Origin of the sequence: Rhodovarius lipocyclicus (assembly GCF_009900765.1) — a bacterium.
Classification (GTDB): domain Bacteria; phylum Pseudomonadota; class Alphaproteobacteria; order Acetobacterales; family Acetobacteraceae; genus Rhodovarius; species Rhodovarius lipocyclicus.
Genome location: NZ_JAAABL010000063.1, coordinates 1 through 15,321 on the forward strand (window position 1 = coordinate 1; position 15,321 = coordinate 15,321).

At 70.5% G+C, this 15,321-nt stretch carries 14 protein-coding genes and 1 riboswitch; of the genes, 8 read left to right on the plus strand and 6 right to left on the minus strand.

All coding sequences use genetic code 11. The features are described from left to right. Positions 1–204: 204 nt before the first annotated feature. Positions 205–2,175 carry a DUF4139 domain-containing protein gene (locus GT007_RS20855; RefSeq protein ID WP_160123602.1) on the plus strand — a complete coding sequence of 657 codons (1,971 nt, stop codon included), beginning with the start codon at positions 205–207 and terminating at the stop codon, positions 2,173–2,175. 99 nt (positions 2,176–2,274) lie between these two features. Here the strand turns inward: GT007_RS20855 and GT007_RS20860 are convergent, their stop codons facing one another. Next, positions 2,275–3,582, minus strand: a complete 1,308-nt coding sequence (locus tag GT007_RS20860; RefSeq protein ID WP_160123603.1) for an Nramp family divalent metal transporter — start codon at positions 3,580–3,582, stop codon at positions 2,275–2,277. A 72-nt stretch (positions 3,583–3,654) separates the two neighbouring features. Here GT007_RS20860 and mntR point away from each other — a divergent pair, with 72 nt between their 5' ends. From mntR to GT007_RS20895, 7 genes are all read left to right on the plus strand, one after another. Next, positions 3,655–4,110 carry a manganese-binding transcriptional regulator MntR gene (gene mntR / locus GT007_RS20865; RefSeq protein WP_160123604.1) on the plus strand — a complete coding sequence of 152 codons (456 nt, stop codon included), beginning with the start codon at positions 3,655–3,657 and terminating at the stop codon, positions 4,108–4,110. 164 nt (positions 4,111–4,274) lie between these two features. Further along, a complete protein-coding gene (locus tag GT007_RS20870) occupies positions 4,275–5,084 on the plus strand; it encodes a hypothetical protein (RefSeq protein ID WP_160123605.1) in 810 nt (269 codons plus the stop codon). Further along, entirely contained in the window at positions 5,084–5,647 is a 564-nt protein-coding gene (locus tag GT007_RS20875; protein ID WP_160123606.1) for a hypothetical protein, read from the plus strand. The genes GT007_RS20870 and GT007_RS20875 overlap by 1 nt, the downstream gene beginning before the upstream one ends. 76 nt (positions 5,648–5,723) lie before the next feature. After that, complete coding sequence (locus GT007_RS20880; RefSeq protein ID WP_160123607.1) at positions 5,724–6,815, plus strand: 2-aminoethylphosphonate--pyruvate transaminase; 1,092 nt, start codon at positions 5,724–5,726, stop codon at positions 6,813–6,815. Between the two features lies 1 nt (position 6,816). Then, positions 6,817–7,716: a YicC/YloC family endoribonuclease gene (locus tag GT007_RS20885; RefSeq protein ID WP_236571792.1), complete on the plus strand. Its 900-nt coding sequence runs from the start codon at positions 6,817–6,819 to the stop codon at positions 7,714–7,716. Beyond that, positions 7,706–8,338 carry a guanylate kinase gene (gene gmk / locus GT007_RS20890; RefSeq protein WP_160123608.1) on the plus strand — a complete coding sequence of 211 codons (633 nt, stop codon included), beginning with the start codon at positions 7,706–7,708 and terminating at the stop codon, positions 8,336–8,338. The genes GT007_RS20885 and gmk overlap by 11 nt, the downstream gene beginning before the upstream one ends. Then, positions 8,338–9,258 carry an AEC family transporter gene (locus GT007_RS20895; protein WP_160123609.1) on the plus strand — a complete coding sequence of 307 codons (921 nt, stop codon included), beginning with the start codon at positions 8,338–8,340 and terminating at the stop codon, positions 9,256–9,258. Before gmk ends, GT007_RS20895 begins: the two co-directional genes overlap by 1 nt. 42 nt (positions 9,259–9,300) lie before the next feature. On the opposite strand, the gene thiC is transcribed toward GT007_RS20895, so the two are convergent. The 5 genes from thiC to GT007_RS20920 form a co-directional block, all read right to left on the minus strand. Then, positions 9,301–11,106 carry a phosphomethylpyrimidine synthase ThiC gene (gene thiC, locus GT007_RS20900; RefSeq protein WP_160123610.1) on the minus strand — a complete coding sequence of 602 codons (1,806 nt, stop codon included), beginning with the start codon at positions 11,104–11,106 and terminating at the stop codon, positions 9,301–9,303. Positions 11,107–11,153: 47 nt separating this feature from the next. Continuing rightward, positions 11,154–11,291, minus strand: a riboswitch (TPP riboswitch). Positions 11,292–11,318: 27 nt separating this feature from the next. Continuing rightward, positions 11,319–11,711 (minus strand): hypothetical protein, encoded by a 393-nt coding sequence (locus GT007_RS20905; protein ID WP_160123611.1) that lies wholly within the window; start codon positions 11,709–11,711, stop codon positions 11,319–11,321. A gap of 84 nt (positions 11,712–11,795) precedes the next feature. Next, a complete protein-coding gene (locus GT007_RS20910; RefSeq protein ID WP_201451994.1) occupies positions 11,796–13,421 on the minus strand; it encodes a carboxylesterase/lipase family protein in 1,626 nt (541 codons plus the stop codon). 130 nt (positions 13,422–13,551) lie between these two features. Further along, positions 13,552–14,841, minus strand: coding sequence for an adenylosuccinate synthase (locus GT007_RS20915; protein ID WP_160123612.1), 1,290 nt, complete (start codon positions 14,839–14,841; stop codon positions 13,552–13,554). 6 nt (positions 14,842–14,847) lie between these two features. Beyond that, positions 14,848–15,321: ATP phosphoribosyltransferase regulatory subunit (locus GT007_RS20920; RefSeq protein ID WP_201451995.1), on the minus strand; the 474-nt coding region annotated here is incomplete at its 5' end.

Sequence of the window (15,321 nt, forward strand, 5' to 3'; positions counted from 1 at the left end):
TACGCCGGACTACCGGCGGCGCCCGTTCGGGCGCTTGGCAATTTTTTGCCCCTCAAGCGCCGGGCGGCGGCATCCGCCGCCTTGGCTTACGCCGGACTACCGGCGGCGCCCGTTCGGGCGCTTGGCACGGGGCATGCCCCGTGCTGGGCGTGGTTTCATAACTTCGCCTTCATTTCGGCCAGATCGACCCGCTAGGCTGGAGGGATGAAACGTCTCCCCGCCCTCATCCTCCTCCTGCCCTTGGCGGCGCATGCCGAAGAGCTGCCCGTCCGCTCCGTCACCCTCTCCAATGCCGGGCTGGTGGAAATCCAGCGCGCCGGCCCCCTGGCGGCGGATGCGGTGGCCACCCTGACCATCCCCACCCCCCAGGTGGACGATGTGCTGAAATCCCTGCTGGTGCTGGACAGCCAGGGCACCGTGCTCGGCCTGTCCCTGCCGGCGCGGGAGCTGGAGGAGGAAGCCTTCCGCGGCCTGCCCCTGCGCCCCGCCGATTTCGCCGACCGCCTGTCCATGCTGCGCGCCCTGCGCGGCCAGGCGGTGGAGGTGGGCGGCGCCCGCGGCCTGCTGATCGACGCGGCGGAGGCCGAGAACGCCCTGGCCCTGACCGTGCTGGGCGAACGCGGCCTGGCCAGCGTGATGCTGCGCGAAGGCGACGCCCTGCGCCTGACCGATGCCGATCTCGCCGCCCGGGTGGAGCGCGCCGCCGCCGCCATGGCCGCCGCCCGCCTGGCCGATACCCGCCGCGCCGAGATCACCTTCCGCGCCACCGCCCGGCGGGAGGTCGCCCTCAGCTACGTCACCGCCGCCCCCCTGTGGAAGCCCAGCTGGCGGCTGAGCCTGGAGGATGGCCAGGCCCGGCTGCAAGGCTGGGCGGTGGTGGAAAACCGCTCGGGCGCGGATTGGCGGGATGTGCGGCTGTCGCTCGTCTCCGGCAATCCGGCGGCCTTCGCGCAGGCGCTGTACACGCCCATCCTGCGCCCGCGCCCCGAAGTGCCGGTGCGCGGGGCCGAGGCGATCCGCCCCCAGGCCGACAGCATGCCCCTGCCGGTGCCGGCCCCGGCCCCGGCCGCGCCCGTGCGCCCGCTGGTGGGCGGCGGCGTGGCCGCCATGGCCCGCATGGCGGCCCCTGCCCCCGCCCCGGCGCCGGAGATGGCCCAGGTGGACACGGCGGTGGCCGACAGCACCTCCGGCAGTGTCGCCTTCACCCTGCCCCACCCGGTTTCCCTCCGCGCCAGCGAGACGGCGAACTTCCCCTTCCTGGACGCGCGCATCCCCGCCGAGCGCCTGTGGTGGCTGCAATCGCCCGAGGCGCGGAACCCGCTGAACGCCGTGCGCATCATCAACACCACCGGCGGCACCCTGCCGGATGGGCTGGTCTCCCTCACCGGTCCCGGTTTCCTCGGCGATGCGGAGCTGCGCGCCATGCCCGCCGGGGAAACCCGCCTGCTGGCCCATGCGCTGGACCGCGACGTGCCCGTCACCAGCCGCCGCGACACGGTGCAGCGCGTGACGCGCGTGGGCCTCTCGCGCGCCATCTTCGTGCTGGAAGGCGAGGAGGAAACCAGCTGGTCCCTGGCCATCGCCCCGCGCGCCGCCGGCAAGCTGGTGCTGGACATGCCCCGAATGCCGGGCTTCGAGCCGCGCTTCACCGTCGCGGCCCAGGGCGATTTCGGCCTGCGCTACGAAACGGCGCTGACCGCCGGCGCGCAGACCCTGCGCCTGCCGTACCAGCGCGCCACCCGCGGCAGCCTGGTGCTGTGGGACCCCGGGCTGGGCCAGCCGCAGCTGCTGCCCTGGCGCGGCGCGGGGCTGGAAGGCGACCTGCGCCGCCTGCCCGGCGGCCCCGGCAGCCTGGAACGCCTGCAGGAACTGCTCGCCCGCACCGCCGAAGCCACCCCCGGCCGCGCCCTGCTGGCCGAGGCGGCCACCCGCCTGGCGCGCCTGCGCGAACAGCTGGACGCGGCGCGCTCCGCCGCCGCCGAGGCGAAAGCCGCCGAAGGCGCGCTGGACCGCGCCCGCGCCGCCGCGCAGGACCGCACCGGGCCGGAACGGGAGGAAGCGCGCCGCCTGCTGAACCAGGCCAGCCAGGCCGCCGAGCGCGCGGGCGCGGCGGCGGACCGGGCCTGGCAGGCGTGGCAGCAAGGGGTTGTGGCACTGCTGGCGCTGAATGGGTGACAGGCCAGGAGGGGCGCCGCCCCTCCCGGCCCCTCCCCGCCCAAGCCGTGGGGCGAAGCCCCACACCCCAGGGAGCCGAAAGGCCCCTGGATTACGCCCTCACAGCACCAGGTCCGACAGCAACTTCACATTCAGCGCCACGATCAGCGCCGCGATCGCCCAGCCAGCCTTCACCTGCCATCCTGGGGGTGCCAGCGGCCCCAGCCGCACCTTGTCCTGGATGAACAGCATCAACGGGATCACCGCGAAGGGCAGCTGCAGCGACAGCATCACCTGCGACAAGATCAGCAGGTGCGCGGTGCCGGACTCGCCGTACAGATAGGTCACGCCCACGGCCGGGATGATGGCGATCAGCCGTGTGACCAGCCGCCGCAGCACGGGCGGGATGCGGAAACGGATGAAGCCTTCCATCACGATCTGCCCGGCCAGCGTCGCCGTCACGGTCGCGTTCAGGCCGCACAGCAGCAGGGCGATGGCGAACAGCTTCGCCGCCAGATCGCTGCCCAGCAGGGGCGCCATGAGGCGATAGGCATCGCCGATTTCCGCGACCTCCGTATTGCCATTGGCGTGGAAGATGGCGGCCGCGGTGATCAGGATGGCGGAGTTGATGAGCAGCGCCAGGCACAGCGCGATGGTGCTGTCGGTGATGGCGAAGCGGATGGCCTCCTTCTTGCCGGCCATATCCTGCCGCCAGGCGCGGGACTGCACGATGGCGGTGTGCAGGTACAGGTTGTGCGGCATCACCGTGGCGCCGATGATGCCCATGGCGATGTACAGCTGCCTGCGGTCCGTCACGATGGTGGCGGACGGCACATAGCCCATCAGCACCTCTCCCCACACCGGGTGGGCCAGGGCGGTCTGCACCGCGAAGCAGCCGAAGATCATCAGGATGAAGCCGGCGACCAGGGCCTCCAGCCAGCGCATGCCCTTGTGCTGCAGCCACAGGATCAGGAAGGTGTCCAGCACCGTCAGCCCCACGCCGTAGATCAGCGGGATGCCGAACAGCAGCTCCAGCGCGATGGCGGTGCCGATCAGCTCCGCCAGGTCGGTCGCGCAGATGGCGATTTCCGCCAGCAGCCACAGCGGGATGGCGGCGCGGGGGAAACGCTCCCGGCACAGCTGCGCCAGGTCCCGCCCGGTGGCGACGCCCAGCCGCGCGCAATGGGCCTGCAACAGCATCGCCATCAGGGAGGACAGCAGCGCCACCGACAGCAGCGTGTAGCCGAAGGCGGACCCGCCCGCGAGCGCGGTGGCCCAGTTGCCCGGGTCCATATACCCCACCGCCACCAGGAAGCCCGGCCCCATGAAGGCCATCAGGCGCCGCAGCGTGCCGCCGCCCGGGGGCACGGCGACGCTGCGATGCACTTCGGGCAGGCTGGGTGGCGTGACGGTATCCGGTGGGGGCATGCGGGGCTTCCAGAACTTAGTATAGGCTAAGTTTTGCAACCCGCGCTATCAAGAGGCTGAATCGGAGCCGCCATGCCGAACAGCGCCGCCAAACGCCCAGGATCGGGGCGCTGCCTGCCCAGCGCGGAGGCCCACGCCACCCGCTTCGCCCGCCAGCGGGAGGCCGACCGCACCGCCACCGCCCAGGATTACGTGGAACTGATCGCCGACCTGATCCGGGAGGAGAAGGAAGCCCGCGCGGTGGCGATCGCCCGGCGGATGGGGGTTTCCCAGGCGACAGTGACCGCCACGGTGGCGCGGCTGCAACGCGACGGGCTGGTGGAAACCCAGCCCTATCGCGGCCTGTTCCTGACCCCCGCCGGCCAGGCCATGGCAGAGACGGCGCGCGCCCGGCACGAATTGCTGGTGCGCTTCCTGATCGCGGTGGGGCTGGACGCCGAAACGGCGGAGCAGGACGCGGAAGGGCTGGAACACCATGTCAGCGACAAGGCGCTGGCGGTGTTCGGGAAGTTTCTGGAAGGGCGGTGAAGGCCAGGGGCCTTGCCCCCGGCCCCCCACCAAGGGGCGCTGCCCCTTGGAACCCCGCCAAAGGCCGAAAGGCCTTTGGAAACCGGGAGTTTGCATTTTGTTCTTGTGTCGGTGCGGATTTTGATTTAGGTATTATGTCCTAGATCATTGAAGGATTCCTCTCGATGGGTTCTCTTTCCTCTGTGCCGGTGCCAGGCCGCAACTCCGCCATCGAGCCGCCTTCCGGCGGCGGGAATGCCGGGCACTGCACCGTGGCCGTGCGCGCCTATGTGCGCAGCAGGAATGGCAAACCCCAGCAGGTGGGCGCCTATACGCGCGACAATCCCTTCTGCCATGCGGAGGACGCCGAGGCGCTGGCCGCCAAGGAGCGGCGCGCCCGGGCACGGCCGGCTGCTCAGGCCGCTCCCCCTCCGGCCACGAGTGTTCCCCGTGCCTGGGAGGGCCAGCCTAACCAGACTTGGCGCGAACAGATCGCGGCGGTCGAAAGCGGCAGCGAGGCAAACTACGGATATGGTGCGCGGAACAGCGCAGGATCCTCGGCGCTAGGGCGATACCAGTTACTCCGTGATCCATTGATCGATGCCGGATGGCGAGATGGTCCAAGTGGCTGGACACAGCGTGCGGCCGCTCAGGGTGTCCGCAGCGAGGCGGAGTTTTTGGCGAATCCCCGAGCCCAGGAAGCGGCATTGAATGACGCACTCCGAGCATATGAAAGGCAGCTCGGCCAGAAAGGGGCGATGGGCTTCGTGGGCCGGCAGGTACCTGGATTGTATGGTGGGGACCCTGTACCGGTCACGGTGAGCGGCTTGGTTGCCGCGGCCCATCGGCACGGCGCTGGCGGTGTCAACCGGTATATCAACCATCGGAATGCCGGCCTGCCCGAGCCAGCCTTGCCCGCGGTCCGTCAGATGTTCCGCCAGATCGAAAGTAGGCTGCGTGCCTTTGCCCAGACCCCCTATCAAAGCCTCCGGTAATGCGTAGCCTCCTTCTCATCCTGGCGCTTTGCCTGTTGGGGATGATCTGTCCCGCCAGGGCGGACCAGCTTCTTCCCTGGGGAGGATACTCACGGGCGGCTGAAAACGCCTACCGTGCCTTCCTCCGGTCGGACTATTGGGTCGCGCAGGAAATCGGCGAGAGCGAGCAACTGGCTGTAGGCACCACCCCGGACGAAGACGTCCCCTCTCTCCGTTTCTATCCCCGCAGGCAGCTTGGGGTCGTCCGCCACGACTTCAACGGGGATGGCAGGCAGGAAGTCATCCTGCTGTTTAGCTCGGGGTATCTGAGGGGCAATGGACAGGCCCCGGGCGTTGTGATGGTCCGCCATCCCCGTTCATCCGCCTGGCGCATCGCCTGCGACATCAGGGACTGGGGCGAACCCCGAAGCGCGTACGGCGGCATCCACCTCCTCGCCAGCCGCAGCCATGGCTGGCGCAACTTCCGCACCAGCGACGCCATCTATCACTGGCGCCCGGTGCGCGGCCAACCCGATGCCATGGAATGCCACGCCGTCGCCCCCTGGCCGCCCCGCCGCCGCTGAGCCCCCCGCAACCCGCCCCCAGCCATGCCGATTCCCCGAATTCCGGCCCGCCGCATCCTCGCGTAACCTGCGCCGCATGATCCTCCTCACGCCTGGCCCCGTGCAGACGCGGCCCGAAACCCGTGCCGCCGCCGCGCAGGATATCGCGCCGTGGGACAATGATTTCCGCGCCGTCTACGCCCGCATCCGTGAGCGCGTGCTGGCGCTCGCCGGCGGCGACCCCGCCATCCACGCCTGCCTGCCGCTCCAGGGCGCGGGCCATTTCATCGTGGAGGCCACCATCCGCTCCCTGGTGCCGGTGGGCGAGGCGATCATCGTCCCCCGCAACGGCGCCTATTCCGAGCGCATCACCAAACTGGCCCGCGCCGCCGGGCGCGTGGTGCATGAATGGCCGGTGCCCGACACCCGCGGCATCACGGCCGAGGATGTCTCGGCGGCCCTCGCCGCCCACCCCGACGCGCGCTTCTATGCCATGGTGCATCACGAAACCGGCTCCGGCATCGTGAACCGGCCAGAGGTCGCGGGCCCGGTGCTGCGCGCGGCGGGCAAGCGGCTGATCCTCGATTCCATCTCCTGCTTCGGGGCGCTGCCCTTCTCGCTGGCCGACCACCCGGAATGCGACGCGGTGGTCTTCACCAGCAACAAATGCATCGAGGGGCTGCCCGGCATCGCCTTCGCCATCGCCCGCACCGACGCCCTGGCGCCCGACCGCGCGGGCTCCTGGAGCCTCGATCTGCATGACGTGTGGCAACACGCGCTGCGCGCCGGCTGGGGCAGCTTCCGCTTCACGCCGCCGGTGCAGGCGCTGGCGGCCTTCGATGTCGCGCTCGACCTGTACGATGCCGAGGGCGGCCAGCCCGCGCGCCTCGCCCGCTATCAGGCGAATGTGCGCGAAGTCTATCAGGGCTGCCTGGCCATGGGCCTGCGCCCCTATCTGACCCAGGCGGAACAGGGGCCCGTCATCGTCACGGTCCATCAGCCGAATGGCTTCGACCTGCTGGCCTTCGTCGAGGCGCTGAAGGCGCGCGGCGTGCTGATCAGCAATTTCTACACCACCGAGGCACCGACCATCCGCATCGGCTGCATCGGCGCCATCACGCCCGAACAATGCCGCGCGGCCATGGCCGCGATGGCCCAGGTGCTGGCCGAGATGAAGGCGGTTGCCTGAGATGGCCGCCTTGATGAGCATGACGGGCTTCGCGCGGGAAAGCGGCACCCTGCCCGACGGCACCGCCTTCCTGTGGGAAATCAAGAGCGTGAACGGGCGCGGCCTCGACATCCGCTTCCGCCTGCCCGGCGGGCAGGAGGGGCTGGAGGCGCCCTTCCGGGACATGGCGGCCAAGCGCCTGAAGCGCGGCAATCTGCAGGTCGCGCTGATCATGAAGCGTGAGCAGCGCCCCGAGGCCCGGCTGGACGAACCCACGCTGGAACGCATGCTGGCGCTGGCCCTGAACGTCGCGGCCCGCATCCCCGGCGGCACGCCGCCCCGGGCGGAGGCGCTGCTGGCTCTGCCGGGCGTGCTGCGCTCCGAAACCCCGGAACCGGATGAGGGCGCGGAGGCCGCCCAGCGCGCCATGCTGGAACAGGGCTTCGCCCGCGCGCTGGACGGGCTGCTGGCGTCGCGCGGGGCGGAGGGCGGCCGGCTGGCCGTCATCCTGAACGCCCTGCTGGAGGAGATCGCGGCCCTGACCGCCGAGGCGGTGCGCGAGGCCCAGGGACAGCCCCAGGCCCAGCGCGCCCGCCTGATGGAGAACATCGCCCAGCTGCTGGACACCGAGGCCCGCGCCCGCATCCCCGAGGAACGCCTGGCCCAGGAAGTGGCCCTGCTGGCCAGCCGCAGCGATGTGCGGGAGGAGCTGGACCGGCTGGACAGCCACATCGCCGCCGCCCGCGCCCTGCTGGCCGAGGCCGATGCCGTCGGCCGCAAGCTGGAATTCCTGACCCAGGAATTCGTGCGCGAGGCCAACACCCTGTGCAGCAAATCCGCGACCGTCGGCCTCACCCGCGTGGGGCTCTCGCTGAAGGCCGCGATCGAGCGCCTGAAGGAGCAATCCGCCAATGTCGAATGAGCTGCCGCGGCGCGGCGTGTGCCTGGTGCTGTGCGCGGCCTCGGGGGCGGGGAAATCCTCCATCTCCCGTGCGCTGCTGCAAAGCGAGAAGGGGCTGAAACTGTCCGTCAGCGCCACCACCCGCGCCCCCCGCCCGGGTGAGGAGGAGGGCGTGCACTACTTCTTCAAGGACATCCCCGAATTCCAGCGGATGATCGCCGCCGGCGAGCTGCTGGAATGGGCCAATGTGTTCGGCCGCTTCTACGGCACCCCGCGCGGCCCGGTGGAGGACGCGCTGGAGCGCGGCCAGGATGTGCTGTTCGACATCGACTGGCAGGGCCACCTGAAGCTGCGCGCCGCCCTGCCGGACGATGTGGTATGCGTGCACCTGCTGCCCCCCAGCCTGGATGAGCTGGAACGCCGCCTGGGCGCCCGCGGCCAGGACAGCGAGGCCGAGGTGGCCCACCGCATGGCCGCCGCCCGCGACGAGATCTCCCACTGGATCGACGCCGACCATGTGCTGGTGAACGAGGATTTCGCCGAGACGGTGGAGGCGGTGCGCGCCGTCCTCGCCGCCGCCCGCACGGCGCGCGGCCGCCAGCCCGGCCTGGCGCGCTTCGTCGCCAGCCTGGTGCGGGAGTAATGGAGCGCATCCTCGCCACCGTCCTGCCCGTGTTCCTGATCGTGGGCATGGGCTGGGGCACGGCGCGGGTGGGCTGGCTGGACGCGGCGGGGCTGAAGGGGCTGAACCGCTTCGTGTTCGGCTTCGCGGCCCCGGCGCTGCTGTTCAACGCCGGCACGCGCGGTGAGCAGGGCGGCGCGGGGCTGGTGGCGGTCGCCTTCTTCCTGACCGCCGGCATCCTCTATGCCATCATCCTCGTCGTCTCGGGCCTGTCGGGCCGGACCTTGGCGCAATCGGGCATGACGGCGCTGGACTGCGTGTTCGGCAATACGGTGATGATGGGCATTCCCATCATCTTCGCGCAGTTCGGGCAGGAAGGGCTGTCGATCTTCCTGATCATCCTGGCCCTGCACCCGCTGCTGATGCTGACCACCGCGACCATCGTGGCGGAGGTGGCGCTGCATTCCAAGGCACGCCCCCTGCACCTGCTGCGCATGGCCTTGCTGGGGGTGATGCGCAACCCGATCGTGGTCGCGGTGCTGGCGGGGGTGGTGTGGAACCTGACCACCCTGCCCATGCCCGGCGTGATGCGCCGCACGCTGGAGATGCTGGGCGCGGCCGGCCCGCCGGCGGCGCTGTTCTGCCTGGGGGCCTCGCTGGTGGGGTTCAACCTGGCGGCGGCGTGGAAGCACACGCTGGCCTCCGTCGCCGTGAAGCTGGTGGTGTTCCCGCTGGCCGTGTTCGGCATGTGCCGGCTGTTCGGCCTGCCGCCGCTGGAGACCTCGGTGGCGACCATCACCGCCGCCCTGCCGACCGGGGCCAACGCCTTCATGCTGGCCGCGCGCTATGGCGTGGGGGCGGCGGAAAGCGGGGCGGTGGTGCTGGCCGCCTCCCTGCTGGGGGTGGTGACGCTGAGCGTGCTGCTGGCGCTGGTGGGGTGAGGGGTGCCGAGGGCCTCGCGGCCCTTGGCGGGATCCCTCGCCTTACTCGCCGGGCACGTAGAGCGCCCCGCCCTTTTCCTTGAACTCCGCGCTCTTGGCGTCCATCGCCTCCATGCGGATGACTTCCTCCCGCAGATCCTGCGTGATCTTCATCGAGCAGAATTTGGGCCCGCACATGGAGCAGAAATGCGCCACCTTGTGCACGTCCTTCGGCAGGGTCTCGTCGTGGTAGGCACGGGCCGTGTCGGGGTCCAGGCCCAGGTTGAACTGGTCCTGCCATCGGAAGTCGAACCGCGCGCGTGACAGCGCATCGTCCCGCAGCTTGGCCGCCGGGTGGCCCTTGGCCAGATCGGCGGCATGGGCCGCGATGCGATAGGTGATGACGCCGGTCTTCACGTCATCGCGGTTCGGCAGGCCCAGATGTTCCTTGGGCGTGACGTAGCAGAGCATGGCGCAGCCGAACCAGCCGATCATGGCCGCCCCGATGCCGCTGGTGATGTGGTCGTAGCCAGGCGCGATGTCGGTGGTCAAAGGCCCGAGCGTGTAGAAGGGCGCCTCCCCGCATTCGCGCAGCTGCTTGTCCATGTTCTCCTTGATCTTGTGCATCGGCACATGGCCGGGGCCCTCGATCATCACCTGGCAGCCGTGCTTCCAGGCGATCTGCGTCAGCTCGCCCAGGGTTTCCAGCTCCGCGAACTGCGCCGCGTCATTGGCGTCGGCGATGGAGCCGGGGCGCAGCCCGTCGCCCAGGCTGAACGACACGTCGTACTTGCGCATGATCTCGCAGATGTCGGGGAAATGCTCGTACAGGAAGCTTTCCTTGTGATGCGACAGGCACCAGCGCGCCATGATCGACCCGCCGCGCGAGACGATACCCGTCACGCGCTTCGCCGTCAGCGGCACATGGGCCAGCCGCACGCCGGCATGGATGGTGAAGTAGTCCACCCCCTGCTCGGCCTGTTCGATCAGCGTGTCGCGGAACACTTCCCAGGTCAGCGCCGCCGGGTCGCCGCCCACCTTCTCCAGCGCCTGATAGATCGGCACGGTGCCGATCGGCACCGGGGAGTTGCGCAGGATCCAGCCACGGATGTTGTGGATGTTGCGGCCGGTGGAGAGGTCCATCACGGTGTCCGCGCCCCAGCGGATCGACCAGACCAGCTTCTCGACCTCCTCCTCGGCCGAGGAAGTCACGGCGGAATTGCCGATATTCGCGTTCACCTTCACCAGGAAGTTGCGGCCGATGATCATCGGCTCGACTTCGGGGTGGTTGATGTTGGCGGGGATGATGGCGCGGCCGCGCGCGATTTCCTCGCGCACGAATTCCGGCGTCACGAACAGCGGCAGTTCCGCGCCGAAACGCTCGCCATCGGCGTGGCGTTCCTCGGCGCCGGCGGCCATGGCGGCGCGGCCCAGGTTCTCGCGGTGCGCGACGTAGATCATCTCCTCAGTGATGATGCCGGCGCGGGCGTATTCGTATTGGGTGACGGGCTTGCCGGGCAGGCCCTCGACCAGCACGCGCGGCGCCGGACAGGGCGGCAGCAGGTGCGCGGGGCCGACATCGCCATTGTCCTCGGGCTTCACGGCGCGGGGCGTGGCGGGCACGAAGCCGCGCTTGGCCAGCCAGGGGGCGCGGACGGTGGGCAGGCCGGCGGCCAGGTCCAGCACGTGGTTGCTGTCCGTATAGGGGCCGGAGGGGTCATAGAGGCGCAGCGCCGGTTCGCCCTGCAACGCGACCTCACGGAAGGGCACGGCGATGTCGGGCGCGCAGGGCGGCGCGTCATAGACCTTGCGCGAGCCCTCGATGGGCCCGGTGGTGACGCGCTGGGGGGCGGGGGTGATGTGGTTCATGGATCTCCTCCTGGGCAAGAAGTAGGAGATCCGGGTGTCTGCGATTGGCGGCTGTTAGAATCCCGTCCCTTCGCCGGCATGACCCGGATCAGGTTCGAAGGGTCGCTGCGCACCCACTCCCCAGACACGCTGGATGTGGATAGCAGCCTCTCAGCCCCTTTGCCGGGACTCCCCTGGAACGGGCGGAGGTTGCGCCGGAGTGCGGCGCAAGGTCAAGCCTGGACCGGGTAATCCGCCAGTTCGGGCAGCATCGCCTCGATCACGAAATCCACGAAGGCGTCGGGCGCGTCCAGGTAGAATTCCCGCTCGGAATAGCTGCCGACCGAGGCCGCCAGCCCGCGCGCGGCGGCCCAGGCGGCCAGCGCCTCCAGCTCCGCGCGCGGCGTGTCGCTGAGGAAGGAGACCTGCGACCTGATCTTGTCCGCGTCCCGGTGGGTGGTGGGGCTGCGGCTGAGTTGCAGGTCGATATTGGCACCCGGCTGGCGCAGCCAGATGGCGCGTTCGGTGCGGCGCAGCTCCTGGAAACGCAGCTGGGTAATCAGCATCTCCGCCACCAGATCGAAGTGCTGGGCCGCGACCCGCTGCGCCACGTGATTGAACCGCATACCCAGCTCCTCCCAGGGGCCTGGGGAGATATTATCTCCCCAGCAGGAGATCGCGAGAGGGCGGCGCCCTCTCGCGGGCCCCGCTCACTCCCCCAGAATGCTCGGGTACAGCCCACGCCAGAATTCGCAGGAATGCGCCTGCCCCGCATCGTAGAAGCCCACCTGCCCCGGTTCCAGCCGCATCACGGTCGCCCCGCCCTGGAACGGCGTCCAGCCCGGAGACCCCGCCGCCTGTGGCGTGCCGGAGCGCGCGAAGCTGGTCCAATAGGCCAGCATCTGCCGCGACAGCCCCTGGGCGGGCGCCGGCAGGTCCGGCGCGTTGATCCGCGCGGTGTTGGAGAAGTTGGGGAACAGGTAGTTCAGCTCCGACGAATGCGCCGCGCCGAGCGGAAAGCCCGGGTCCGGCGTGGCCGGCAGGGCGATGCCCAGGGTGGGGGCGTCGCGGTCCGCGAACTCGAAGGCGAAGACCGGCACATGCCGCGCCATCAGCGTGGCGGAGCGCAGGTACATGCAGTTGTTGATCCCCACATCCGGCCGGAAGTCGGACATGATGCTGCCCAGCGCGGCGGGCACCGCCGGGTAGTCGCTCAGCCGGTAATGGCCCAGCACCGCCCCGGTGTTGGCGCCATAGATGGCGCGCAGGGCCTGGGGGAAATTCTCCGCCGTGATGCGCGCGCCGGCCTGCACGTCATAGGCGACATACAGCCGCAATTCGTCCCGCGTGCCGCCATTGATGACCGGCACCCGCACGAACCGCCCGGAGGAGAGCGAATCCGCCCCCAAGCGCGGCAGCACGCTGGTGCCGTAGCTGGGGGCATAGGCCATCAGGTCCGCGCCGCCGACGCTGGCGCCCACCTCCAGCAACTGGTTCACCGGCTTGCCGCGCAGGCAGGCCAGGGCGGTGGCGGCATCGGCGCAGCCCACCTGCTCGGCCACCTTCAGGCCGATCAGCCGCTCGCTTTCGGCCACGGTGCGCAGGGGCGCGATGCAGCCCGCGCTTTCGATGATGGCGCGCTGGAACAGGCCGCTCGCCTGCTCGGGCGCGATGATGTGCATGCACACGGCGGCGGCGCCGGCGGATTCACCGGCCAGCGTCACGTTGCCGGGGTCGCCGCCGAAGGCCGCGATGTTCTCCCGCACCCAGCGCAGGGCCAGGCGCTGGTCCTGCAGGGCATAGCCGCCATTGTCCCCGGGCGCGAAGGCCGGGTGCGGCATGAAGCCGAACACGCCGAGCCGGTAGTTCAGGGAGACGACGATCACATCCCCCGCCTTCGCCAGCGCATCCAGCCGGTACAGGGCGGAGGAACCGCCGACGAAGGCGCCGCCATGGATCCAGACGATGACCGGGCGCGGGCCGGGCGCGGCCGGGCGGCCCTGCGGCACCGTCACGTTCAGCTGCAGGCAGTCCTCATTGGCGCTGGCCTCGGTCAGGCCATAGCGGGCGGTCTGGGGGCAGGCGGGGCCGAAATCGGTGGCATCCAGCACGCCGGGCCAGGCGGCGGCGGGGCGGGGGGCGGCCCAGCGCAGCTCCCCCACCGGGGGCGCGGCATAGGGGATGCCGCGGAATTCGATGGTGCCGTTGCGCGATGCGCCCCGCACGGCGCCCGCGACGGTCTGCACCACCGGGGCCGGGGATTGGGCCATGGCGGCCCCGCCGAGCAGGCAGACGGCGGTGGCCGCTACCCGCAGCAGTTGTGTGATTCTGGACATTCGCGCTTCATCCCTCGGAATGGATGGACGCTAGATATCGGGAATCCCTGAAACAAGTGTTTGTTGGATGGCATGCGGCGGCATGTGCGGGCCGCCGCCAGAGCGCCCGCGCATGCCGTGCCGCCCGCGCTCAGCCCGCGAAGGGGTCCCGCAGCGCGATGGTGTCGTCGCGGTCCGGAGAGGTGCTGAGCATCATCACCGGCGCTTCCACCAGCTCCTCGATGCGGCGGACATACTTCACCGCCTCGGCCGGCAGTTCGGCATAGGAGCGCGCGCCATAGGTGCTGCCGGACCAGCCCTTCATCGTCTCGAACACCGGCTCGCAGGCCGCCTGGGCCTTCATGGCGGGCGGCAGGCGCTTGATGATCTCGCCGTTCAGCCTGTAGCCCACGCAGATCTTCAGCTCATCCAGCCCGTCCAGCACGTCCAGCTTGGTCAGCACCAGCCCGTCCACGCCGCCGATCTTCACCGCCTGGCGCACCATGCAGGCATCGAACCAGCCGCAGCGGCGGGGGCGGCCCGTCACGGTGCCGAATTCGCGCCCGCGCTCACCCAGCCGCTTGCCGATGTCGTCGTGCAGCTCGCTGGGGAAGGGGCCGGAGCCCACGCGGGTGGTGTAGGCCTTGGCGATGCCCAGGACCAAGCCGATCGAGGCCGGCCCGATGCCCGAACCCGCCGCCGCGTTGCCCGCCACCGTGTTGCTGCTGGTGACATAGGGGTAGGTGCCGTGGTCGACATCCAGCATCACCGCCTGCGCGCCCTCGAACAGCACGCGCTTGCCGTCGCGGCGGGCGTTCTCCAGCACCTCCCACACCGGGGCGGCATAGGGCAGCAGCAGGGGCGCCAGCTCCAGCAGGCGGTCCAGCAGGGGCTGCTTCTCGAACGGCTCGGCGCCCAGCCCCTTCAGCAGGGAATTGTGGTGCAGCAGCAGCTCATCCAGCTTGAAGGACAGCGTCTCCGGCTCCGCCAGGTCGCACACGCGGATGGAGCGGCGGCCCACCTTGTCCTCATAGGCGGGGCCGATGCCGCGCCCGGTGGTGCCGATCTTGTCCTGGCCGCGCGCGGCCTCACGCGCGCGGTCCAGCGCCGGGTGCAGCGGCAGGATCAGGGGCGTGTTTTCGGCGATACGCAAATTGTGGGGGCCGACATCCAGCCCCTGGCCGCGCACGCGCTCGATCTCGGTGAACAGGGCCTCGGGGTCCAGCACGACGCCGTTGCCGATCAGCCCCAGCTTGCCGCGCACGACGCCCGAGGGCAGCAGCGACAGCTTGTAGGTCGTGTTGTCCACCACCAGCGTGTGGCCGGCATTATGCCCACCCTGGAAGCGCACCACGATATCGGCGCGGCTGGCGAGCCAGTCCACAACCTTACCCTTGCCCTCGTCACCCCACTGAGAGCCGATGACAGCCACATTGGCCATGGCGCGTTACTCCTGGATGGGCGCGGCTTCCTGGCCGCGCAGGATATGGGTGCAGGCAAGTGCCCGCGGGTCGTCGGTGGCGGAAAGAGCCGCCACGGTGGCGTAGCCCTGGCCGCGCAACCGCGCGGCGGCGGCGCGGTCGGCGCCCAGGGGAATGAAGACGCGCGGCCGGCGGGGCGCCGGGGCGGCGGCGCGGCGCACCGCGTCGGGATACAGGGTCATGCCCGTCGCCGGCTCATCCGCCTGGGACAGGTAGCGGCCGCCCCGGGCCAGCTCGCCGCTGCGCCCCGGGCCATAGACGGTGAAGGCCACCCCCACATGATAGCGGAAGCCCCGGAATTCCAGCGGGTCGAGCGTGACGCGCAGGGCCGGCGCGGCCGCCTGGATGGCGCGCACCACGGCGGCGGCATTGTCCGCGATGGCGCGCGGGCCGGGGGGCAGGGCCGCGGCCTCCAGCGCCGCCAGGGCGCGGCCGGCGGG